The organism is Streptomyces sp. HUAS 15-9 (genome assembly GCF_025642155.1).
Classification (GTDB): Bacteria; Actinomycetota; Actinomycetes; order Streptomycetales; family Streptomycetaceae; genus Streptomyces.
The window spans coordinates 129,834-151,744 of record NZ_CP106798.1 but is presented as its reverse complement, the minus strand read 5'-3'; the positions used below and the strand labels follow the sequence as shown (position 1 = coordinate 151,744).

Sequence of the window (21,911 nt, the reverse complement as noted above, 5' to 3'; positions counted from 1 at the left end):
GGCCGGGCCGCGGGACGGCACGCGCCGGTCACTGGAAGACCGCATGAATCTCCTGCTCGGTGGCCTCGTGCGAGACGAGCAGGAGTTCGTCCCCCGGCAGGAGCCGCTCATCGGGGCTCGGCACCGTGGGACGTCCGTCGCGGACGACTGTGGCGACAACGGTTCCGGCAGGCAGCGTGATCTCACCCAGCAGGCGCCCCGCGGCTCGGGAGTCCTCGGTGATCGCTGTCTCGATGACTTCGACGCCCGCCTTGCTCAGCCGCAGCAGTGCCACCGTGTCGGTGGCACCGGTGGCCTCCTCGATGAGCGAGATCAGCGGGGTCGCAGCGGGCACGGGTACGTCCACACCCCACTGCGGACCGAAGAGCCAGGCGTTGTCCGCGTCGTTGACGCGCGCCGCCACTCGCCCCACACCGAACTGGCGCTTGGCGAGCAGGCTGATGACGAGGTTGTCCTCGTCCCGGCCGGTGGCGGCCACGACGAGGTCGCAGGTCATCGCCCCCGCACCCGCCAGGAGTGAAGGCTCGCAGGCGTCCCCGGCCACCAGGTTGACCGATGGCATGCCTGCCAGCTCCGCGAAGCGGCCCTCGTCGTGCTCGATGAGGGTGACGTCGTTGCGTGCGGCGGAGAGAACCTGGGCGAACTGAGTTCCGAGGCGGCCCGCGCCCGCGATCAGGACCTTCACGTTCCCAGCTCCTTGTCGAGGAAGCCGCGCAGACGGCCCAGCGCGGTCGCGGCGACGGCGAAGGTGACCAGGTCGTCGGGCTCGACGAGGACACCATGGGCGGGCAGCAGCGAGCGTCCGCCGCGGGTGATCTCCACGACGCGGATCTCCCCGTCGACGTCGAACTCGGTCAGCTGGCGTCCGGTCAGATAGGCCGGCAGCTGTGAGCGAACCAGAAGGGTCTCGCCGTTCCCGAAGGAGAGCTCCGGCGTGAGGTGCCGGTGCAGCAGCATCTGGTGAATACGGCCGACGGCCCAGCGGACGCTGGAGATCGTCGGGATGCCCAGGTCACGGTAGATGTCGGCGCGGCTCGGGTCGTGGATACGGGCGAGGACGACCGGAACCCGGTACGTCTCCTTTGCGGTCCGGGCACTGACGATGTTGCTGTTGTCTCCCGAGGTGACCGCGACGCACGCGTCCGCGTGGACGATTCCGGCCGCTTCCAGCACGGAGCGGCTGAAGCCGTTGCCCACGTGGAAGGTGCCGGGGAAGCTCGGTGGCAGCAGCCTGCCCGCCTTGGGCTGCCGGTCGACGACACGCACGTCATGGCCCTCGGCCACAAGCTGCGCCGCGAGGGTGGAACCGACGCGGCCGCAGCCCACGATGACCACTCTCATCCTGTCCCTCCCTTCGGGGACGTCCTTCGGTGCCGGAGCACCCACTTACGGGCTTCCTCGGCGGCCAGCAACAGTGCCCCGAACCCGGCGAGAACCGCCCAGTCGGCGGGTGCCAGCGGCGCGGTGTTGAAGATCGCCTGCAGCGGCGGCGCGTAACTGATGGCGGCCATCAGCGCGATACCCACGCAACCGGCGCCGATCAGCCAGGGGTTGGACAGCAGACCTGCCCGCCATACGCTCTGCCGGTCGGTGCGTACCGCGAGGGCGTTGAAGAACTGACTGACGACGATGCCGGCCTGGACCATGGTGATCGCTTCCCGGTAGACGGGAGTGTCCCTGGTGAAGTCCGCGTACGGGATGCCGGAGGCGTGGATGTGCCAGAAGAACACGGCACACACGCCGAGGGCCTGGATACCGCCGAGGAAGAGGATCCGGCCCATGACGGCGGCCGAGAAGAGCCGTTCCCGGCGCGGTCGCGGCGGGCTGTCCATGACGTCGGCTTCCATCGGCTCGGCACCCAGGGCGAGCGCGGGCAGCACGTCGGACCCCAGGTCGATGGCGAGAATCTGCACGGCCGTGATCGGCACCAGCGGGAACCCGGCGAAGGTCGCCGCCAGGATCGGCACCAGTTCGGCGATGTTGTGGCTGAACAGATAGATCAGGAACTTGCGGATGTTGCGGTAGACGGAACGGCCCAGCCCCACCGCGGTGGTGATGGAGGCGAAGGAGTCGTCGAGCAGCACCATCACCGCCGCCTCACGGGCGACGTCCGTGCCCGAGGCGCCCATGGCGACGCCGATGTCCGCGTGTTTCAGGGCGGGCGCGTCGTTGGCGCCGTCCCCGGTGACGGCGACGACCTCACCGCGCTGCTGCAGCGCGGTGACCACGCGCATCTTGTGCTCGGGACTGACCCGGCACAGGAGCAGTTCCGTGGAGCCCGCCAGCAGCGCGTCCAGACCGCCGTCGTCCAGTGCGTCCACCTGCGCGCCCGTCACCACGGACGGCGCCGGTCCCCGGACGATGCCGACGCGGCGGGCGACGGCCTCCGCGGTCAGCGGATGGTCGCCGGTGACCATGACGATGCGGATCCCGGCCCGTCGGCACGCGTCCACCGCGTCCCGCACCTCCGGGCGTGGCGGGTCGTACATCCCGGCGAGACCCAGCAGGGTGAGCTCCGATTCGACGTCTCCGAGCGCCGGGCGAGGACTCGTCACCCTCTGCCGGGCGACCGCCAGCACGCGCAGACCCTGCCCGGCCATGTCGTCCGCGGCCGCGACCACCTCGGCGCGGTCGGCTTCGGTGAGCGGCGTCCGTATGCCGTCCCGGTCGATGGCGTCGCAACGGGCGAGCAGTTCCAGGGGCGCGCCCTTGACACACACGTCGTACCCGCCGTCCTCGTCGCGTTGCACGGTGCTCATCAGCTTGCGGACCGAGTCGAAGGGATACTCCGCCACCCGCGGTGTCCGCGCCTCCTCCACCGCCGGATCCAGGCCTGCCTTCATGGCCGCCACCAGAAGTGCGCCCTCAGTGGTGTCGCCGAGCACCCGCCAGCCGTCGTGTCCGGTGGGCGGCACCAGCCGGGCGTTGCTGCACAGAGCCGCCGTACGCAGCAGCTCCCGCACGGACCGCGCCTCGGCGACCTCACCGACAGGCGCATATCCCACCCCCGCCACGGCGTGCGACACGCCGTTCGCCCACACGCGTACGACGGTCATCTCGGCCTGCGTGAGTGTCCCCGTCTTGTCGGTGCACACCACGCTCGTCGAGCCGAGCGCCTCCACCGCCAGCAGCTGCTTGACCAGCGCGTGCCGACGGGCCATACGGCGCACACCGATCGCCAGCGACACCGAGAGCGTCGCCGGCAGACCCTCCGGAACGAGGGCGACCATGACCCCGAGCGAGAACACGAACGTGTCGACGAACGGCTGCCCGCTGGGCACGCGCACCGCGAACAGCGCGGCCCCGGTCGCCAGCGCGACGCCGGACACGCGGCGAGCCATGGCCGCGACCTGGCGCTGCAGTGGGGTCTTCTGCCGCGGTGCCGCAGCGGTCAGGCGGAAGATCCTCCCGAACTCGGTGGCCGTCCCGGTCGCGGACACGACCGCCCTGCCTGTGCCCGCGACCACGTCGGTGCCCATGAACACGCAGTTGCGCGCCTCCAGCGGCGGCCCCGCCGGCACCGGTCCTGCGACCCGCGCGACGGCATCGCTCTCGCCGGTCAGTGCCGCGTTGTTGACAGCGACGTCGTGCGCCTCGACCAGCCGGCAGTCGGCCGACACCGCGTCCCCGGCCTCCAGAAGCACGACATCCCCGGGAACCAGATCCCGAGCGGGCCGTTCCCGTGGCTCCCCGTCCCGCAGCACCCGGCAGGTGTGCGGCACCATCGCCTGCAACGACTCCGCCGTGCGCTCGGCGGAGTACTCTTGCGCGAAACCGATACCGGCATTCAGGAGGACCACGCCGAGGATCGCCAGGGCCAGCTGAAGCGTGGCCGGATCCCGGGGCTGCTCCAGTGCGTAGGCGAGGAAGGTGATCGCCGAGGAGACGAGCAGCACCACCGCGAAGAGGTCGGTGAACTGTGCGACCAGCCGCCTCCACACATGGCGGCGGCCCACGCCGGGCAACTCGTTGGGGCCGTGGCGAGCCAGCCGCGCCGCGGCCTCGGCCGCCGTGAGACCGCTCGGGGAACCGTCCAGAACGGTGAAGACGTCCGCGACGGGCAGGGACGGGATGGACGGACCGCGGGCGCCGGGCCGGTCCCGGGGCGGTCCGGCGGCCGAGACCGGGGTGCCCGCCGGCGGGTCACCGGCGTGCAGCGCCGTCGTCCCGGGCACGCGACGCGGGATCGCTCCCCGCCCGACCGGTTCAGGGCTCACAGCGGGCTCCCAGTGCCGAGGGCGGCCCGGGTACTCCCGGCGCCGTTGGATCCGTAGCCGAGGTCACGGTGCCGACCAGCCTGTCCATGGTCGGAGCTGTGCAGTCACGGTGGCGTGCCGTCCCTCCAGGGTGCGCCCGCCTCGCAAGCCCGGCACGACAGCCGTTGCGTCGCGGCTCTGCTCACACAGCGCCCGCACGGCGTCGCCCTCGGCGAGCACAGCGTCCACCTCGAGCTGCGGATGCCGCGCCCCGACGAAGTCCGTGGGCAACGGCAGCCGACGGCGGGCGGCCTCGTCGGCCGCCCAGGCCGACGCCATCTGCCGGCCGGGGTCGGGATCGACGCCCACGACGATCGGCCTGCGATCACCGGGCCACGGCATGGCGGCCTTCAGCCAGGGGCTCGTCGGGAGCCGACGTTGCGCGCGGACGCGCCTGCCGGGTGAGGTTCAGGCGTCAGATGCCTGATGTAGGCGTCGGGTCCTGGGAAGTACAGGGTCACCCGTCCGTCCTCGGCCCAGCGGACGTCGTACGGTGGGCTGCCGTCCGGATGGTGGAGCCCCACGATCTCGCCGTCCCGTGCGACGACCCCGGCCACGGTGCCGCGCACGACGATCTCGTCGCCCACGCGGGCGCGGATCGAGGCGCCGGTCTCGGGTTCGGTTCTCGGCGCGGCCCGGTCGTTCTTTCGTGCCGGTGCGGGAGCGGACATCTCGCTCGCCTCCTCCCTGCGGTGGCGCGGAGCAGTCAGTGCCGCTGATCCCATGCAAGACCTGCCGTGGCCAGGGTCCCAGGGGCCATTGGTCCTCGTCCCGTCCCTGTCGGCCCATCATGGGGGGACTTCGGGGACCGTGCCATGGGCTGTTCGGACTTAGCGGTACGGGCCCGTCCGTGCTGGACTGGAAGTGTCGGCAGGCTGGACAACCGCCGAGGAGGTACGGCGATGGCCACACTGGCACGCAGGCAGAAGTTCGCGTTCCCGGAGTTGCCGGACTGGTTCGAGAACCTTCCGGCCCGGTTCGCGATGCCCACGATGGGTGACCTGTACACGATTCGCATCGAGGACTTCATCGAGGACGACCGCTACGTGATGCGAGCGGAGCTTCCGGGCATGGCCCCCGGGGACCTCGACGTCTTCATCAGTGACGGCGTCCTGACCGTTCAGGCCGAACGCACCGAGAAGGAAGTCACGAAAACCCACAACGAGATCCGGTACGGCACGATGAGCCGCAGCGTGACGCTGCCGCCGGGCGCCGACGAGGACGACGTCAAGGCCGACTACACCGACGGCATGCTCACTGTCAGCGTCGGCCTGGGCGCCGAGAAGGCGGAGGCCAAGCACATCGAGATCCAGCAGGGCAACTGACGACGGTTGCCGACAAGGTGGCGGGCTCGGGCAGGGGCCCGCCACCCTCGTGCGCTTCGCGTGCCGTTCTCACCGGGCCCCGCGGGAAGCGGCCCAGCGTCGTCGTACCGCTTCCTCGTGTTCGGTCTCCTCCAACGCCAGCTCCAGTGCCGCCAGTTCGCGCCGCAGCCGGGGGATCCAGTGCCGGCGCAGAGCGCGAACCCGCTGCCGGGTCCGTCCGGCTTCGGCGGCGAGCAACTCGGCGGCCGCCTGGCGAGCGGCGTACTCCGCGGCGGCGCGGACCGCGGCACGGTACGCCGTCTCGGCATGCGCGAGCGCGGTGTTGGGCGGTGTCGGCTCCGCCGCGGAGCGGACGGGGGCTGTCCAGGTCACGGCCGCGGGATGGCGTACGCCCATCAGCGCGGCCCACTCGACGCCGACACGTGCCCGGTCCGCGGGCACCGCCTGGGCCAGCGCCTGTTCGCCCCCGAGCAGCACCCCGCGCACCAGCCAGGTGTCGGCGTCGGCCAGCGCTTCCCGCCATGCCGAGCCCGCGTCCTCGGCCGCCCGCCGTTGCGCGCGCTCCCGGTCCAGCAGCAGCCGGAGTTTGCGTTCCAGCAGGTCGGCTCCGCGCAGCGCGGTGGCGAGGTTGCGGCGAAGCCGCAGCCGCCCGGCCCGTCCCGGTGGCACCCGGCGGCCGTGCGTGCTCACGTCGGCTCCCCGTCCTGCGGCGGGGTGTGGGTGTCGAGCAGGTCGGCCGGGATCATGCCGAGCTGGCCCCGTGGCAGCGTCAGCAGCACGTCCCAGGCCCGGTCCAGGCACTCCTCCAACGACCGGTTCTCGTCCGTTCCCTGGGCGAGGAACCGGTTCCGGAAGGCGTCCTCCAGGTCGAGGTGGCGCAGGTCGGTCGGGCTGAGTGCCGACCGTCCGATCAGGTCGGCGAGTTCCCGCACCTGCCTGGACCGGGCCAGCGCGGCGATCAACTGCGCGGCGACGGCCGGATGGTCCGCGCGGGTACGGCCCGGTCCGGCTCCCTTGCGCATGAGGCGCGACAGCGAGGCCAGCGGGTCGACGGGCGGATAGGTGCCGGCCGCGTGCACTTCGGCGGACAGCACGATCTGGCCCTCCGTGATGTACCCGGTGAGGTCCGGAACGGGGTGGGTGATGTCGCCTGCGGGCATGGTGAGCACCGGCAGCACGGTCACCGACCCCGGACGGCCCTTGATCTTCCCGCAGCGCTCGTAAAGGGACGCCAGGTCGCTGTAGAGGTAGCCCGGGTACGCCCGGCGGGCCGGTATCTCGCCCCGCGCGGCGGACACCTCGCGCAGGGCCTCCGCATAGGCCGTCATGTCCGTCATCACCACCAGGACGTGACGGCCCCCGGTGAACGCCAGGTGTTCGGCGACGGTCAGGGCGAGACGGGGGGTGAGCAACCGTTCGATCACCGGGTCGTCGGCCGTGTTGATCAGGAGGGCCAGTTCCCGTGCGGCGGAGCGGGCGGCCAGCCCGTCGCGGACGAACGCGGCGTCGGCGTGCGTGAGTCCCATGCCGGCGAACACGACGGCGAACGCCTCGCCGCCGCACGTCGCCTGGGCCGCGATCTGCACCGCCAGCTCCAGGTGCGGCAGTCCGGCCGCCGAGAACACCGGCAATTTCTGGCCCCGCACCAGCGTGGTGAGCACGTCCACCGCTCCCACACCGGTCAGAACCGGCTCGTCCGGCGTCTCCCGCCGCGCCGGGTTGATCGGCGCCCCGCCGACCGCCGCGTACGACCCGCCCAGCACCGGCGGCCCGCCGTCCGCGGGTTCGCCCCGCCCGTTGCACACCCGTCCCAGCCATCCGTCGCCGACCGGGATCCGCAGCGGCGTGCCCGAGAACGCGACGCGGGTGCCGGTCCGGTCCATGCCCGCCGTGTCCTCCAGGACCTGCACCACCGCGAGATCCCGGTCCACCTCCAGGACCAGCCCGTGCCGTCGTTCACCGGAGCCGAGGACGATCGTGGCGAACTCGTCCCAGCCGACGCCGCTCACGCCGTCGACGACCACGAGCGGGCCACGCAGTTCGAGTACACCTGTGTATTCGACGTCGGCGAGGTCACTCATGCCGTCTCCTCGAGCCGGGCCAGCACGGTGTCCCGGGCCGCCGTCACGGGAGCGGTCTCCGCGGGGCCGGCCGCTTCGCGCGCCCGCAACAACGGGGTGAAGTCGACCGCCTCGACGGCGTCCGCCTGGGCGCCGCTGTCCACCAGTTCCAGACAGCGGTCGATCACCGTCAGCACGGCCTCCACCAGGGCCGCGGTCTTCTCGGGGGCGCTGTAGGCATCGGCCGGAGACAGGGCGTTCTGCTGGATCAGGGCCTCGCGCAGCAACCGTCCCGCGAGCACGCTGATCCGCTCCCGGGACGGCAGGGCCGTGATACCGACCAGCTCGACGAGGTCGGCCAGCCTGTCCGCCTCGGCGAGCAGCAGCGCCACCCGACTCCGTCGCCCGGCCCACTCGGGTTCACCGGCCCGGGCGTGCGCGGTGGCCAGCGCGGCGGCGTCCCGCGAAAAGGACTCCGCCCAGGAAACGGCCGGATAGTGCCGCGCGTAGGCGAGATCGCGGTCCAGGCTCCACAGGCACCGTACGAAGCGTTCGGTGTGCGCGGTGACCGGCTCCGTGCGGTCGCCGCCCGGCGGGGACACGGCACCGATCACCGTGACGGAGCCGGTCGTGCCACCGAGGGTGCGCACCGCCGCGGCCCGCTCGTAGAAGGCGGCCAACTGCGAGGCGAGACCCGCCGGATAGCCCTCCTCGGCGGGGAGTTCACCCATGCGGGAGGCGAACTCGCGCAGCGCCTCCGCCCAGCGGGAGGTCGAGTCGGCGATCAGTACGACGTCCAGGCCCATGTCGCGGAAGTACTCCGCGACCGTCGCCCCCGTGTGCACGCTCGCCTCGCGGGCCATCATCGGCATGTTGGAGGTGTTCGCGATCGTCACGGTCCGATCCGCCAGGCTCCCACCGGTACGCGGATCGGTCAGCTCGGCCAGCTCTTCGATGACGTCCGCCATCTCGTTGCCGCGCTCGCCGCAGCCGACGTAGACGATCACGTCGGCATCGCACCACTTGGCGATCTGCTGCAACAGCATGGTCTTGCCGGTGCCGAAGCCGCCCGGCACCGCGACCGTGCTGCCGCGGGCCACCGGGAAGAGCAGATCGACGGCCCGCTGCCCGGTGTTCAGCGGGAGGTCCGCCGGCAACCGCTCCGCGACCGGCCGCGCCCTTCGCACCGGCCAGGACTGCGCCATCCGCACCTCGTGACCGCCCACCACGGCGAGCACGGCGTCCACGGAGTACTCGCCCGCCGCCGCGACCCGGGTCACCTCGCCCGAGTGACCCGAAGGCACCAGCAGCCGCAGCGGCACGCTCGCCCCGATCTCCCCGAGGACGTCCCCGGCAGTGACCCGCGTTCCATCGGCCACCTGCGGTGTGAACGCCCAGTTGCGCGGTTCCGGTGCTGCGCTCGGCTCGCTTGCCGTGAGAAGGTCACCGGCGCCTACCAGGGGGCGCAAGAGGCCGTCGTACACGCCGCCGAGCAGGTCGGGGGCCAGGCGCACCGACAGCGGGTGGCCCCGGGGCTCCGCGGCATGCCCGGGGGCCAGTCCACCCGTGTACTCGTACGCCTGGACAGTGGCCGTCTCGCCGTGGATGGCGACCACCTCGCCCGGCAGCCGGGCGCTGCCGAGCACGACCAGGTCGTGCATGGCGACCGAAGCGGGGCAGACGATCTCCACCAAGGGGCCGGCGACCCGGAGGATCCGCGGGCGGGAGGTGTCGTTCCCGCGGAGCGGTGCCGGACCGGCGGGGGTGGCCCGCGACCCTTCCTCCGGGTGGCCGGGCGGGGTCACGGCGGCCTCCACAGCAACTCGGCCCGCGCACCAAGCCGTTCCAGGGCACGGTCGGCGAGAGCGTCCGCCGACAGATCGACCCGCCGGCCCACCGCCTCGCCCGTCACTCCACCGCCTGCGGCAGGGGTGACCCGCGCCTGCGATCCCAGCAGCGCCCGCGCCGCGTCGGCGAGTCGAGTCTGCGGTACGGCACCCTCCGCCAGCGCTCGGCGCACGCCCGCACGGATCGCGGCCCTGAGCTCGCCGTAGACCTCGGAACGAGCCGCGAGTTCCTTCGCCCAGGCCTCCTGCACCGCTCGCACACGTTCCCGGGCGGCCCCGGCGGCGCCGTCGGCCTCGCCGAGCTCCCGGGCCCGCGCGAGCACCTCGCCGGCGGTGTCGCGTGCCGCGCGCAGGACTTCCTCCGCGTCGGCCCGCGCTCGCTGTCGGACGGCGTCGGCCGAGGCCCGTGCCGCCCGCAGCAACTCGGCGCGCACAGGATCCAGCGCGTCGACGGACGCCGTCATCGGGGCATCACCACGGTCAGCGGCCGGGAGGGCGCGGGCGCCATCGCCTCGGCCCCCAGCGCTTCGGCGGCCTCGGACGTGAGGATCACCAAGCCGACTGTGCTCGGGAGCGTCTGCCAGGTGCGGCGCACGGCGTCCGGATCTTCCGCGACCAGCACGTCCACTCCGGCCAGGGCCAGACCGCACACGCTGGTCCGTGCGCCGATGGCGGCCACGGTGCCCATCGTCATGCCTTTCCGGTCATCGTCATGCCTTTCCGATCAGCAGGATCGCGACCACCAGTCCGTAGACGGCGATGCCCTCCGCCAGACCGACGATCACCATCGCCCGGCCGAAGATCTCGGGCCGCTCGCTCAGCGCGGCCAGAGCCGCCGCTCCTGTGTAGGCGACCGCGATCGCGGCCCCGATCGACGCCCCGGCCACCGCGATGGCCGCGGCGATCAGCGCCGTCCCGTTGACTCCGCCGGAGTCCGCGGCCTGGGCCGACGCCTGCGCGGGGTTCACGAGCGCGGTGGCCAGTACGACGCAGGCGCCGCCCAACAGGGCGAGATTCGTGGCCAGCAGCCAGCGGAAGGCGTGTCTGGCCCGGCGCCGCCGCAGCAGCCCTACGACGCCGAACACCGCGGCCAGGACCGGCAGGACGATCAGCCAGGTGAGCATGGGATCACCTTCGTAGTGCTGTCGGCAGGTTCCGCCGGGGGAACATGCCACGGACGGAACGGGCGGCCCTCCGCCTCGAAGAGCCGGGAGAAGAGTTCGTAGAACTCCAGCCGCAGGGCCTGCACACCGGCCACCAGCGCCTCCAGACCGAACGTGAGGGCCGTGCCCGCGGCGAACAGCAGCGCCGCCCCCGCGACTCCGGCCGCACCGCGCCCGGCCAGGCCCGTGGTGCCGCGCCACACCAGGTCGGCGAGCGCGGCGTGCGTGAGGCCGAAGGCCGCGAGACGGGCGAAAGACAGGGTGTTGGTGCCCGTACGCACGACAACGTCGAAGAGCCGTACAGCCGTTTCGGCGCATCCGGCGCCGCCGCCCGCTGTGGCCCGGAACAGGCCGAAGGCCACCAGTGCCAGCCCGATGACAGCGAGCGTGGCCCCGGTGACGGCCACCGTCGGCCGGTGCAGAAGCAGACCTGCCGCGGCGAGCGCCAGCCCCAGGTAGAACAGCAGGCCGGCGCAGCCTGACGTCGCGTACAACGCCATACCCCAGCCGCTCTCGCGCACGCGGTTGACCGCACCGGCGGCGTGTGCGACGGCAAGCAGTCCCGCCCCGAAGACCACAGCGGCCGCCAGCAAGCGGGCAGGACTGTCCAACGGGCTCAGCCACAGCACCGGCAGCAACCCGGTCGGACCGAAGAACTCTCCATAAGCGGCGCCCGCGAGCATGGCGGCGACTCCGGCACCCGCGAGGAACGGCCAAAGTCGGCTCAGCCGGGCGAGCCGACGGGGCCGCCCGAGGCGCAGCGCGAGCGCGCCGAACAGCAGCAGCGCTCCATGCCCCACGTCACCGAACATGATCCCGAACATCGCGACATAGGCCAGGCCCGCCGGCCACGAGGGATCGAGATCCGCGTAGGCCGGTGTCCCGTACGTCGTCACCAGCGGCGTGAACGACACGGGCCTGCCCGGTCGAAGCAGCGTCGGCGGATCGGTGCCGCGAGGGGACGGCAGCGGTACCAGCGCGCCACCCGCGGCAGCCAGTCGGCCCGCTACCCGGGGCACCTCGGCGGCCGGGCACCATCCGGCCAGCGCGGCCACCTCCCCGCGTCGTACCGCGCCTTCAGCACGCTCCTCCAACTGGGCCTCGCCGGCCAGCAGTTCAACGCTGCGCCGCGCTTCGAGGAGGTCGAGGTCGGGCATGTCGGCGGCCAGTACGGCCGAGACGGTTCCCTCGGGCCCCGTCGTCGTGGCACGCCCCCCGAGCCGCTGAAGCCGCGCCGCCGCCGCTCCCGGAGGCGCTTCCTCGGCGCGGTCCAGTTCGACGCATCCGGCCTCGGCGATCCGCACCAGCGCGTCCCGCAGGGCCACCTGCGGCACGATCACCGCCACACGGCGCATCCGGACCGGCGTCAGCGCGTCAGGCCAGAGCATCGAACACCTCCCCGGGCCGTCCGCCACGCGCCGCCGATTCCAGCGCCGCCCGCACCCGCCACGCATCCACGGACAGCACCGCGACCGCGCCCACGACCACGCCCGGCCCATGCCGGGCCTCGCGCAGCAACACCGCGCCGTCGCTGTGCACTCTCCGCCACCAGCCTGCCTCGGCCCGCCACAGCCCGCCCGGCTCCGCCACGTCCGCCACGACCCAGCGGCTCGTCGCGGGCAGGCCCTCGCGGAACTCCTCGTACGTCGCGGCGGACGGCGCCCGTGCCCCGAGCAGCCGCGCCGCGTCACGCCGCACGGGCGTCGACAGCGAGCGCTGGTAGACGAACAGCTCGCGGGCGATCAGCAGGGCGGCGCGTCCCTCGGCCCACGGGCGCGCGTGCGGGACGACGACGGCGGTGCGCCGAGCGGCGGCCACCCGCATGCCGGTGACCAGCGCCCAGGGCGTGTCGCCGCCCGGATCGCCCCACGGCGAGGCGGCGAGCATCGTTCGCAGCTCCGCGGGTGTCCCGGCGTGCTCCAGACTCCGCCAGGCCGTCTCGAGCGCCCCGAGCCGGTACGGCTCCGCAGCCTCCGTACGGCGACCGTCCTGGGCGAGCAGCCGGGAGACCACGTTGGCGATCTCGAACCCCGCGGCGAGCGGAACAAGGAAGCGAGCACCGCCCCGGGGCAGCCAGCCCGCCAGCACCCGCAGATGCCACAGCAGGGCGGCGGTCACCGCCCGCTGGGCCTCGGGCAGACCGCCCGCCGTCCGCACATATCTGGAATACGGGGTCGCCGCCAAGCACCGCAGGGCGTCGTCGAGCGTGGCACAGGCCGCGATCTCCCGCGCCCCGTCGGCGCCCGGGTACCGGTCGACGAGGGCCTTGGCCCGCACCGCCCCGGCCACCCAGCCGACGCTCATGACGCTTCGCCCGGCCCGACTGCCAGGCGCAGTGCGTCGGCCACCGCACGCTCCACCAGATCCTGCATACGCTCTCCGGCCCGCTCCCGTACCGCCGAGGCGGCGCGGTCTCCGGCGGCGCGAAGGGCGTCAGCCTCCTGCCGAGCCTCCCGGAGGACGGGTTCCGCGGCTTGCCGGCGCATCTCGGGGGCACGCTCATGGGCGGCCGCCACGAGGCGCTCCGCCTCCCGCGCGGCGTCGTGCCGGATGACCTCGGCCGCCTCGTCCGCGGTAGCCCGGATGGCTGCCGCCTCCTGCTGTACGTCCGTCAGCTGTGCGAGGGCGGGTTCCAGTTCCGCCGTCCGCTCGGCCGTACGGTCGGCGGGCACACCGGTGGCGGATGCTCCCGGCGTCCCCACCGGACGGAACCGTTCCAGGAAGTCCCGCAGGGTCATCGGCGGCCTCCTGCCGGTCGACTGCTCTTTCAGTCTCACCGTTCCGCTCCCGCTCCGCACCGGATAGGGCCGTTCGGCACTTGGCGACGGCCGCCGGAGCGGAAGACTGGGACAGTAGGCACTTCGACGGACTCCGGAGGCCACCGTGAACCACCACGAGAACTTCTCCGCTGAGACCGAGGCCCGGCAAGGCCTGCCCGTCCGACCCTGGAGCCCCCGCGAGACGGATCGGCAGGACATACTGATCCGCTACCTGGGAGCCGTAGCCACAGCCGCGGCCGAACACGCAGGCGCCGAAGAACAAGCCCCCGCACGCGGCACGGCCCAGCCGACGTCGGCGGCCGCCGCGCCCACGCAGGAACCCCCGCCACCCGAACCCCGGGTCCCGCTGGTGCGGGATGTGATGGACGTGCCCGCCGCCTCCATGCGCGACGACCTGCCGTACCGGGACATCGCCCGACTGCTGGCGCGCGAGCAGGTCGGCGCCCTCCCGGTCGTGGACGCCGACGACCACGTGGTCGGTGTCGTCTCGGAGTCCGATCTGCTGGCGAAAGTGGCCTTCGAGGCCTCCGGCCACCGGCCCGGACACGTCGGAAGACTGCGCGAACGACGCATGCACAGCAAGGTTCGCGGTGAGACAGCCGCCGACCTGATGACCAGCCCCGCGATCACGGTGCTCCCGGGCGCGACCGTCGCCGAGGCCGCTTGGCTGGCCACACTGTCCCGGCTCAAGCGGCTGCCCGTCACCGACGGCGCGGGCCGCCTGGTCGGGGTCGTGCGCCGCAACGCGCTGCTCCAAGCCCTGATCAGGGATGACGCAGGGATACAGGCGGACGTCGAGGCCAGAATCGAGGCCTGTTGCGCGCCGGGAGACCGCGCCGAGCTGAAGGTCGCCGTTCATGACGGCATCGTGGAACTGACAGGACGGATGCCGTCGGCCACCACGGCCCGGCTTGTGGCGGAGGTGGAGGACATCGCCGACGTCGTGGAGGTGAAGAACCTTCTCACCACCGCCTGACCCGGGACAGCACCGCGGGCGCGCACCGCCTACCGCACATCCGCTCCCCGGGTGAGGTCGAACTCCACGTCCACCACTCCCTCGACCGCCCGCACGAGACGCGCGGCCACCGGGACCAGGGCGGTGTCGCGGACCGTGCCCGACAGTGTGGCGACTCCGTCGTGCACATCCACCCGCAGGGCCGACGACGTCAGCGGGAAGAGGTGCGACACGATGTCACGCCGGATCTCCTCGGCGATGTCCTGGTCGTCACGCAGGAAGACCTTGAGCAGGTCGACACGGCTGACCACGCCCACCAGCAGACCGGATTCATCGACCACGGGCAGCCGCTTGACCTTCTCGCGGGCCATGATCCGCGCGGCCTCGGCCAGGGTGGCGTTCGCCCGGACGGTGATCGCGGGCGAGGACATGAGGTCGCCTGCTGTGAGCGCACCGGCCTTCGCCACGTCGGCAGGCAGGCGCAGCAGTGCGTAGCCCTCCTCGGGGCTGTCACGGAGCTCCTCCGTGGGCAGCAGGTCGGCCTCGGACACCACACCGACGACCCGTCCCTCGCCTTCGAGCACGGGCAGGGCGCTGACCTCCCAGTCCTGCATCATCTCCACGATCAGCTTGAACGAGGCCGACCGGCCGACGGAGGCGACCGTTTGGGTCATGACATCGCTGACGATGCGCGGAGTGCCGAACATGCTGACCCCCTGGAGGTTTCGGCGGGCGGTCCTGCTGCTTTCAGCGTGTGCCGGTTCGCAAGGGGCGGCAAAGGGGGCCCCTCGGCCCCGGACGGGCCGTTCGGTCTCCCTTGGCGGGGGTCGGGTGTGGTCACGTCAGGCCACCGCTGCCGTAGGGGGCGTACAGGTCGAGCAGCCGGATCCGGGAGGCGCGCAGTCGCTGGGCGACCACGCGCCCGACCCAGACCGCGATCGCCCGGCCGAATTCGGGGTCCTCGGCGCACACCGCCCAGACGGCCTCGGCGTCGAACTCCCAGGCCCGCACCGGGCTCATCGCCTCGGCGCCCAGGTGCCAGACGTACGGCGGGAAGTGCCAGGACCAGCCGACCAGTTCGTCGCGCCCGAGCGACTCGATGACGGCGGGACGGCGGCCGGGCACGTGCAGGTCGAGGGCGACCGTCCCGGTCCGGACGATCCAGAAGCGGTCGGCCCGCCGGCCCTCCTCGAACACGCGGGTTCCGGCGTCGAAGGTGACCTCGTGGGCGAGGCGCATCAGCCGTTCGCGGTGCTCGGCCGGCAAGGCCGTGGTCATGGTGGTGGCAGAGGTCATCGCACCGGCTCCCTTCACTCTCTCTGCTTCCAGCCTGGGCGCGTCCGCGCCCCGCCGCCACGCGCCGCTCGGATCCGGCGCAGTCGTGCGGTGGGGCGGTTCATGGCGCACCTCGGCCTGTGCGGCGCGGCGACCGTCCCACCGGGGCAGCCGGTCTCGGCGGCAGGCGTCCGGCCTTGCTCCGGGTCCGGACGGCCGGTGGTGGGTGCTCGTCATGTCCGGCGGGCGTCGAGGTGGAGGGCCAGCAGGGGGCAGGCCGCGGCGGCCCGGCGGGCGTGGGTGCGCAGGCCATCGGGGACGGACCGGTCCTTGATGACGGGGTAGCCCCATTCGTCGAGGTCGATCAGTTCGGGGAGCAGTTCGCCGCACATGCCTTGCCCGGTGCAGGCGATGCGGTCGACGCGCAGGGCCTTGGCGGGGGTCATCGCCATGTCTCCGGGGCCGTGGCGGGCGGTACGGGGATGAGGGGCGACCGGTGGCCGGCGGCGGGGCAGGCGCCATGGGCGAGGTGACGGTCGACGTCGTCGGCGAAGGCGCGCAAGGCGGAGGCGGCGAGGCGAGCGGCGCCGTCGGGGTGGCGGCAGGCGCCGCGGTCCGGCAGCAGGCCGGTCCTCCGGTGCAGCCGGGACAGCAGGTCGGGGTCGGCCCGTCCGGCGGCCAGCGCGGCGAAGTCCTCGGCGACGGCGGGCAGACCGAGGTGGCAGGGGCCGCACTGGCGGGCACTGTGGGCGGCCAGGTAGGCGAGAATCCGAGCCGTCTCGGTCAACCCGCAGGCCGAGTGGGGAAGGACGGCGAGCACGCCCGCCCCGGGTGCTGCGCCCAGCGGTGCCAGGTCGCGCCGGGTGAGGGGGGTTTGCATGTGTTCCGCCGGGAGCCAGGCGCCGGCGAAGCCCCCGAGCAGGACCGCCCGCAGGGGCTGGGTGGGACCGCCGGCGCGGTCGAGGACGGCGGCGAGAGGTGTGCCGAGCGCGACCTCCAGGACGCCCCGGGTGGCGACGGCACCGGAGGCCGTGACGAGTGTGGTGCCGGGCTCGTCCGGGGTTCCCGTCTGACGGAACCAGCCGGGGCCGTGGCGGGCGATGAGTGCGAGGTGGGCGAGGGTCTCGACGTTGTGGACGAGGGTGGGGCGGCGGGCGACACCGCGTTCGTGGGTGCGTGGCGGACTGCCCTGCGGGCGGGCAGGGCCCCCGTTGAGCCAGCGCACCAGCGAGGTCGACTCACTGGAGACATAGGCGTGCGGAAGGGCGTGCGCGTGCAGGCGCACCGGGTCGAGACGGGCGCGCCGTCGTTCGTCCAGGGCCGCGCTCAACTGCCGGTACTGGGCCGTGCGGGTGCGTGGCAGACAGACGTGAACAGTGTCGGCGCCGACCGCGATCGCGGCCAGGACGGCGCCGTCCAGGACGAGGTGAGGCTCGACGGCGAGCAGGAACTGGTCCTTGCGGCTGGCGGGTTCGCTCTCCATGGCATTGACGACGACCACCGTCCGGCCACCACGTTCCGCCACGGCCCGCAGCTTGCGTGCGGTGGGGAACCCGGCGCCGCCGCGCCCGGTGAGCCCGGCCGCCTCGACGGCCTCCACCAGGGACATCGACGTACGACTGCCGGGCGCCGGTGCGACGGGCGCCGGTCCGTGGCGTCGGAGGTGATCGGCAAGGGTGGCCGGTGCCCCGGTGGCGTACCAGCCTGACAGCAGCCGGGCCCCGGCGGGATCGTCCGGCTGGGGCGCGCGGTGCTGGGGCGCGACGTGCGTGGCAGCCGAGGACTTCATCGTCCGCCTCCGAGCAGGATGGTCGTTGCGGCGGCACGTTGGGCCCAGCCCGGCTGGAGGGGCCCGGTGGCAATGAACGCGGTCAGCACCACGGGTACGGCGGTCGCGGCCACGGCGGCCGTCAGGCGGCCGATGACACAGCCCGGGCCGGCCTTCGCCAAGCGCCACCACACGGCTGCGACCACCGAGGTGAGGCAGGCGGCATAGAGCCACAGCTGGAGGGGGAGCCGGGTGTCGGTACCGGTTCCGGCGCTGTGGAAGAGGGCGAGCGGCCAGGCGGCGTAGGCCAGCCAGTGCACCGCTTTCCAGCGGCGCACCCCCAGCCGCGGCCGCAGCGCGCTGGTGACCAGCACCGCGAGCAGCAGGTCGAGCGCGGCCGTGCCCAGCCCGACCCAGAGCGGCCGGTAGGACGCCCCGAACGGCACCACGGACACCGCCCAGCTCAGGTGCACGAACGGGTCGAGGACTGCGGTCGCCACGTGGACGACGAGGAACACCAGGGTGAGCAGGGACAGGTTGCGGTGCAGCAGCCCGACCTCGAAGCGGCCGATCCGGCGGGGCGTGGTCCGTCCGCCGGAGGCGATGCCGAGCACCACGGTGGCGGTGAGCAGGATCAGGGCGAGGGTGCCGCCCGCGCGGCTGGCGTACCACAGGGGGCTACCGGTCAGGGCCAGTGTCGTCATCGCGGGCCTCCGAGGGCCGTGTCCCGGGAGCCCGCGGGGGCGGGAGCGTGGGAGTCGGGCGGCCAGCCGCCAAGGCGTACGACGGTGCCGTCCAGGCGGGTCAGCCGGGCGGGCAGGGCGGTGGCTCGCAGCCGGTCCAGCGCCCGCTCGCCGAGCACGATCGCCGCCGTACTGACGGCGTTGGCGTCCACACAGGTGGCGGCCGCGACGGTGACCGTGCGCCACACGGGTGCGGCGGGCTCGCCCGTGGCCGGGTCGACGATGTGGTGCAGGACCCGTCCGCCGCGCCGCCAGGAGCGCACCCGGATACCCGAGGTCGCCAGCGCCCCGCCGGTCACCGCCACCGCGGCACCGCCTTCCGGGGCGGGCCGGGCGTGGTCGTCGGCGAGGGCGATCCGCCAGCCGTCCTCGGGTCCCGGTCCGGCTGTCGCCAGGTCGCCGCCGAGGCTGACCAGGACCCCGCGGCCCGTCACCGCGGCGGCCTGCCGGGCGGCCCGGTCGGCGGCCAGGGCCTTGGCGGTGGCGCCCAGGTCGAGGCGGGTGTCCGGGGGCAGACGCAGCCGACGGGTACGCGGGTCGAAGGCGATCCGCCGCCAGCCGGGCGCCGGTCGGGCCACGGGCACGGGGCGGGCGTCCTCGGGTGAGAGGGAGGCGAAGGTGCGGTCGTAGCCGAGCGCGATCACCGCGCTCCCCACGGTCGGGTCCACGGCGCCGTCGGTGAGACGGGCGGCACGCAGGGCGGCCTGCAGCGCCTCGGCGAAGTACGTGCTGACCGTCGTCGGAACACCCGCGCTCACATTCACACGCGTGAGCTCGGAGTCGGGCCGGAAGCGACTGCAGGTGCGGTCGACGACGGCCAGTTCGGCGCGCAGCACGGCTTCCGCGGCGGGCAGGGCGACCGAGTCGCTGACCAGCACGGCGGCCGTCGTACCGAGGGCCGGAAAGACGACCTGACAGGAAGAGGGGGCCGGAGTGTGTGTGGTCATGACGCCCCCGTCGTGGTCTGCGGCTGCTGCTGGGTCGCGGCGGGTGGCTGGGCCGGGGGCTGAGGAGCCGCCGGTTGTGCAACGGGAGCCGCGCCCTCGTCGTCACCTTCGTCGTCCTCGTGACCGCTCGGCTCCTCATACCCCTCGTCGTCTTTCCCCGCCGTGGCGGCAGTCGACGCCGAGGGGTTCTGCACCGGTGCGTTCGCCGGTGCGGGAGCGGCCGAACCGCCCGGCAGCAGATGCGTGTAGAAGCCGCCCAGGGCCGCCGCGCCGGCCGCGGCCGTGACCGCGATCCACAGCGTGGTGCGGCGGCTGCGGCGCAGACCGCGGTCGCGCGCGTGCGAGGAAAAGGCGGGGGCGGGTGTCGGGGGGAAGTCGTCGGGCGAGGGTGCCATGGCAGCGCTCCTGGAGAGTCGTGGCGGCCCGGATCGGCTGCGTGCACCTCCAGGCTGTGCTCACGACACCCAGGAACTCGCTCACGTCTCCTTCAGAACCGGTAAAGATCTCGACGCCCCGCCCCGCTCGCGCGCACCCCCTGGCCACAGGGGGAGTTCCAGTACGACGGTCAGCCCGCCGCCGGGTGTGTCCTCCAGCTGTGCCGTACCGCCGTTGACGGTGACCAGCCGGTGCACGATGGCCAGCCCGAGGCCCGTGCCACGGGCCTCGGGGTTGCCGAACCGGCGGAAGGCGACCGCCTTCGCCTCGTCCGTCATCCCCGGACCGTCGTCCCGCACGATCACCCGGGCGGTGTCACCCGTCCTGCACCGGTCGACGATGATGCCTCCGCCTTCGGGCACGGCGTCCACGGCGTTGGCGATCAGGTTGTCCAGGATCTGCTCCAGATGACCGGCGCCCAGTGCGGCGGTCAGTGCCGGCCCCTCGGAAACGGGGGTCAGCCGGACGCCTCGTTCCTCGGCGACGGGCGACCAGGCGGCCACCCGCTCGGCCACCACCTCGCCGACCCGCACCGCGGTCGGACGCGGCGTCGACTGCTCGGCTCGCGCGACCGCCAGCAGACCGTCGACCATTCGGGACAGCCGGGCGATCTCCTCCTGCGCGGCGGCCAGCTCCACAGCCGTGTCACCCTCGGCACCGGTGGCCAGGACATCGAGCCGCAGCCGCAGCGCGGCCAGCGGAGTGCGCAGCTGATGGGAAACATCCGCGATCACCGCCCGGTGACCGTGCACCAGGGCCTCCGTACGGGCCGCCATGGTGTTGAAGGTGGCGGCCAGCCGGCGCACCTCGGGCGGACCGGCGCCCACGTCGGCCCGCTCGTCGAGGAGGCCCTCACCCAGCCGCCGGGCGCTGGCGTCCAGCGTCGACAACGGACGGCTGACCCAGCGGGCCAGGCGCACGGACAGCAGAGCGGACGCGACCACCCCGGCGACACCGATCACGGCGGACCAGCCCCAGATCGCCGCGATCCGGGCGTCCAGCGGGCCGGCGGAGCGGGCCAGAACGACGGCCCCGGCGGGCCTGTGTACCTCGCCGGCCGGTTCCGCGGCCAACAGCCGTCCCTCGTTCTCCGGCGGCTCCGGCTCCTGCCCGGCCAGCACGTCCTCGACCAGCTCCTCCGCTTCCTGGCCTTGGGCCGCCGTGCAGGGCGTACTGGCCACCACGCGCCCGGCGGCGTCGTACACCGCGGCGCAGTCCCCCGCCCGGGCCGCGGCATCGAGCTCCTGGCGCATGACCGTCGGCGGCTTGTTGTCGGAGAGGTGCTCCTCGGCCGCCGCGGCGATCACGCGTGTGGCCGCCCGCTGGCTGTCGCGGTAGGCGACGCGCTCGCGTGCCGTCATGGACACCGCCAGCGGTACGACCGCCAGCACGAGCAGCACGGACGTCAGAACCAGCAGCGTCCAGGTGATCCGACGCGTCACGACAGCTCCCGCGACGCCTCGGCAGCCCCGAGCCGGAACCCCTGCCCGTAGACCGTCTCGATCAGCCCCGGCACGCCGAGCTTGCGGCGCAGCGCCGCAACGTGCACGTCCAGCACCTTCGTCGGCCCGTACCAGTGGGCGTCCCACGCCCGCTCCAGGATCTGCTGCCGGGTCACCACCCGTCCCGGGTCCGCGGCCAGACACTCCAGGATGCCGAACTCCTTCGGCGTCAGCGCCACCGCGCGTCCGCCGACCGAGACCTGCCGGGTACGCAGGTCCAGCGCCAGCGGCCCGTGCCGCAGGATCTCCTGCTCCACCGGGCGCCGCCGACGCAGCACGGCCCGGATCCTTGCCAGCAGTTCGGCCAGCCCGAACGGTTTGACCAAGTAGTCGTCGGCACCCTCGTCCAGGGCCAGCACCCGGTCCGCCTCCTCACCCCGCGCGGTCACAGCGATGATCGCGGCGTCCGACCGGGCACGCAGCCGCCGACACACCTCGACACCGTCGATGTCCGGCAGCCCCAGATCCAGCAGGACGACGTCGGGGGTGGGCGCCGACAGCGCCGCCCGCCCGGTCCGGACGCCCTCGGCCCCGTATCCGGCCTGCCGCAGACCGCGCACCAAGGACTCCGCGATGCCCCGGTCGTCCTCCACGACCAGCACCCGTGTCTCCTCGGCATCGCCCCTGGCCTGGGTATTCATACGTGCTGCCCGCCTCTCGTGGGTTGAGGGGGTCTACTGCGCCGACTCTCCCAGCCTGCGTCAGCACCCCGCGCCGACGGTATGGGCCAACCGTCCCCCGCCGACGCGAACGGCACCGACGCCGACCAGAACAGTTCCCTGTCCCTCTTGTGCGGCCGCCGGGTGGCACCCCGCCTCGTACGGCGTGATGGTGAGGGGAAGGACGGCAACAGCG

General features: G+C 73.4%; 25 protein-coding genes. 2 read left to right on the top strand and 23 right to left on the bottom strand.

Translation table 11 applies throughout. The annotated features are described in order from the left end of the window. Positions 1–28: 28 nt before the first annotated feature. From N8I87_RS00755 to N8I87_RS00735, 5 genes are all read right to left on the bottom strand, one after another. Entirely contained in the window at positions 29–685 is a 657-nt protein-coding gene (locus tag N8I87_RS00755; RefSeq protein ID WP_263204726.1) for a potassium channel family protein, read from the bottom strand. After that, positions 682–1,341, bottom strand: a complete 660-nt coding sequence (locus N8I87_RS00750) for a potassium channel family protein (protein WP_263204725.1) — start codon at positions 1,339–1,341, stop codon at positions 682–684. Before N8I87_RS00750 ends, N8I87_RS00755 begins: the two co-directional genes overlap by 4 nt. Continuing rightward, positions 1,338–4,175, bottom strand: coding sequence for a cation-translocating P-type ATPase (locus N8I87_RS00745; protein ID WP_263204723.1), 2,838 nt, complete (start codon positions 4,173–4,175; stop codon positions 1,338–1,340). The genes N8I87_RS00750 and N8I87_RS00745 overlap by 4 nt, the downstream gene beginning before the upstream one ends. Positions 4,176–4,280: 105 nt before the next feature. After that, the gene (locus N8I87_RS00740) at positions 4,281–4,598 is read right to left on the bottom strand and encodes a hypothetical protein (RefSeq protein ID WP_263204722.1); all 318 of its coding nucleotides are present in this window, start codon (positions 4,596–4,598) and stop codon (positions 4,281–4,283) included. Positions 4,599–4,606: 8 nt separating this feature from the next. Further along, on the bottom strand, positions 4,607–4,927 hold the full coding sequence (locus N8I87_RS00735; RefSeq protein WP_263204721.1) for a DUF1918 domain-containing protein: 321 nt from the start codon (positions 4,925–4,927) through the stop codon (positions 4,607–4,609). Between the two features lie 231 nt (positions 4,928–5,158). On the opposite strand from N8I87_RS00735, the gene N8I87_RS00730 reads away from it, so the two are divergent. Further along, a complete protein-coding gene (locus N8I87_RS00730; protein ID WP_263204720.1) occupies positions 5,159–5,581 on the top strand; it encodes an Hsp20/alpha crystallin family protein in 423 nt (140 codons plus the stop codon). Positions 5,582–5,650: 69 nt separating this feature from the next. Here N8I87_RS00730 and N8I87_RS00725 read toward each other — a convergent pair whose 3' ends face one another. From N8I87_RS00725 to N8I87_RS00685, 9 genes are read right to left on the bottom strand one after another with little or no spacing between them, the layout of a single operon-like run. Then, the gene (locus tag N8I87_RS00725) at positions 5,651–6,271 is read right to left on the bottom strand and encodes a V-type ATP synthase subunit D (protein WP_263204719.1); all 621 of its coding nucleotides are present in this window, start codon (positions 6,269–6,271) and stop codon (positions 5,651–5,653) included. Beyond that, a complete protein-coding gene (locus N8I87_RS00720; RefSeq protein ID WP_263204718.1) occupies positions 6,268–7,662 on the bottom strand; it encodes a V-type ATP synthase subunit B in 1,395 nt (464 codons plus the stop codon). The genes N8I87_RS00725 and N8I87_RS00720 overlap by 4 nt, the downstream gene beginning before the upstream one ends. Continuing rightward, positions 7,659–9,446: a V-type ATP synthase subunit A gene (locus N8I87_RS00715; protein WP_263204717.1), complete on the bottom strand. Its 1,788-nt coding sequence runs from the start codon at positions 9,444–9,446 to the stop codon at positions 7,659–7,661. The genes N8I87_RS00720 and N8I87_RS00715 overlap by 4 nt, the downstream gene beginning before the upstream one ends. After that, a complete protein-coding gene (locus N8I87_RS00710; protein ID WP_263204715.1) occupies positions 9,443–9,952 on the bottom strand; it encodes a V-type ATP synthase subunit E family protein in 510 nt (169 codons plus the stop codon). The genes N8I87_RS00715 and N8I87_RS00710 overlap by 4 nt, the downstream gene beginning before the upstream one ends. Further along, positions 9,949–10,182 carry a V-type ATP synthase subunit F gene (locus N8I87_RS00705; RefSeq protein ID WP_263204714.1) on the bottom strand — a complete coding sequence of 78 codons (234 nt, stop codon included), beginning with the start codon at positions 10,180–10,182 and terminating at the stop codon, positions 9,949–9,951. The genes N8I87_RS00710 and N8I87_RS00705 overlap by 4 nt, the downstream gene beginning before the upstream one ends. A 16-nt stretch (positions 10,183–10,198) precedes the next feature. Further along, a complete protein-coding gene (locus N8I87_RS00700; protein WP_263204713.1) occupies positions 10,199–10,612 on the bottom strand; it encodes an ATP synthase subunit C in 414 nt (137 codons plus the stop codon). Beyond that, positions 10,597–12,039: a V-type ATPase 116kDa subunit family protein gene (locus N8I87_RS00695; RefSeq protein ID WP_263204712.1), complete on the bottom strand. Its 1,443-nt coding sequence runs from the start codon at positions 12,037–12,039 to the stop codon at positions 10,597–10,599. Before N8I87_RS00695 ends, N8I87_RS00700 begins: the two co-directional genes overlap by 16 nt. Beyond that, the gene (locus tag N8I87_RS00690) at positions 12,026–12,955 is read right to left on the bottom strand and encodes a V-type ATPase subunit (protein WP_263204711.1); all 930 of its coding nucleotides are present in this window, start codon (positions 12,953–12,955) and stop codon (positions 12,026–12,028) included. The genes N8I87_RS00695 and N8I87_RS00690 overlap by 14 nt, the downstream gene beginning before the upstream one ends. Further along, positions 12,952–13,389 carry a hypothetical protein gene (locus tag N8I87_RS00685; protein WP_263204710.1) on the bottom strand — a complete coding sequence of 146 codons (438 nt, stop codon included), beginning with the start codon at positions 13,387–13,389 and terminating at the stop codon, positions 12,952–12,954. Before N8I87_RS00685 ends, N8I87_RS00690 begins: the two co-directional genes overlap by 4 nt. A 145-nt stretch (positions 13,390–13,534) precedes the next feature. On the opposite strand from N8I87_RS00685, the gene N8I87_RS00680 reads away from it, so the two are divergent. Then, positions 13,535–14,407: a CBS domain-containing protein gene (locus N8I87_RS00680; protein WP_263204709.1), complete on the top strand. Its 873-nt coding sequence runs from the start codon at positions 13,535–13,537 to the stop codon at positions 14,405–14,407. Positions 14,408–14,436: 29 nt separating this feature from the next. Here the strand turns inward: N8I87_RS00680 and N8I87_RS00675 are convergent, their stop codons facing one another. From N8I87_RS00675 to N8I87_RS00635, 9 genes are all read right to left on the bottom strand, one after another. Beyond that, the gene (locus tag N8I87_RS00675; RefSeq protein ID WP_263204708.1) at positions 14,437–15,093 is read right to left on the bottom strand and encodes a CBS domain-containing protein; all 657 of its coding nucleotides are present in this window, start codon (positions 15,091–15,093) and stop codon (positions 14,437–14,439) included. 130 nt (positions 15,094–15,223) lie between these two features. After that, positions 15,224–15,682 (bottom strand): Crp/Fnr family transcriptional regulator, encoded by a 459-nt coding sequence (locus N8I87_RS00670; protein WP_263204707.1) that lies wholly within the window; start codon positions 15,680–15,682, stop codon positions 15,224–15,226. Positions 15,683–15,894: 212 nt separating this feature from the next. Then, on the bottom strand, positions 15,895–16,107 hold the full coding sequence (locus tag N8I87_RS00665) for a ferredoxin (RefSeq protein WP_263204706.1): 213 nt from the start codon (positions 16,105–16,107) through the stop codon (positions 15,895–15,897). Beyond that, complete coding sequence (locus N8I87_RS00660; protein ID WP_263204705.1) at positions 16,104–17,450, bottom strand: NADH-ubiquinone oxidoreductase-F iron-sulfur binding region domain-containing protein; 1,347 nt, start codon at positions 17,448–17,450, stop codon at positions 16,104–16,106. The genes N8I87_RS00665 and N8I87_RS00660 overlap by 4 nt, the downstream gene beginning before the upstream one ends. Continuing rightward, a complete protein-coding gene (locus N8I87_RS00655; protein ID WP_263204704.1) occupies positions 17,447–18,133 on the bottom strand; it encodes a ferric reductase-like transmembrane domain-containing protein in 687 nt (228 codons plus the stop codon). The genes N8I87_RS00660 and N8I87_RS00655 overlap by 4 nt, the downstream gene beginning before the upstream one ends. Further along, a complete protein-coding gene (locus tag N8I87_RS00650) occupies positions 18,130–19,119 on the bottom strand; it encodes an FAD:protein FMN transferase (RefSeq protein ID WP_263204703.1) in 990 nt (329 codons plus the stop codon). Before N8I87_RS00650 ends, N8I87_RS00655 begins: the two co-directional genes overlap by 4 nt. Next, on the bottom strand, positions 19,116–19,514 hold the full coding sequence (locus N8I87_RS00645) for a hypothetical protein (RefSeq protein ID WP_263204702.1): 399 nt from the start codon (positions 19,512–19,514) through the stop codon (positions 19,116–19,118). Before N8I87_RS00645 ends, N8I87_RS00650 begins: the two co-directional genes overlap by 4 nt. A gap of 81 nt (positions 19,515–19,595) precedes the next feature. Beyond that, positions 19,596–20,996, bottom strand: a complete 1,401-nt coding sequence (locus N8I87_RS00640; protein WP_263204701.1) for a sensor histidine kinase — start codon at positions 20,994–20,996, stop codon at positions 19,596–19,598. After that, positions 20,993–21,697, bottom strand: coding sequence for a response regulator transcription factor (locus N8I87_RS00635; RefSeq protein WP_263204700.1), 705 nt, complete (start codon positions 21,695–21,697; stop codon positions 20,993–20,995). The genes N8I87_RS00640 and N8I87_RS00635 overlap by 4 nt, the downstream gene beginning before the upstream one ends. Positions 21,698–21,911 lie beyond the last annotated feature (214 nt).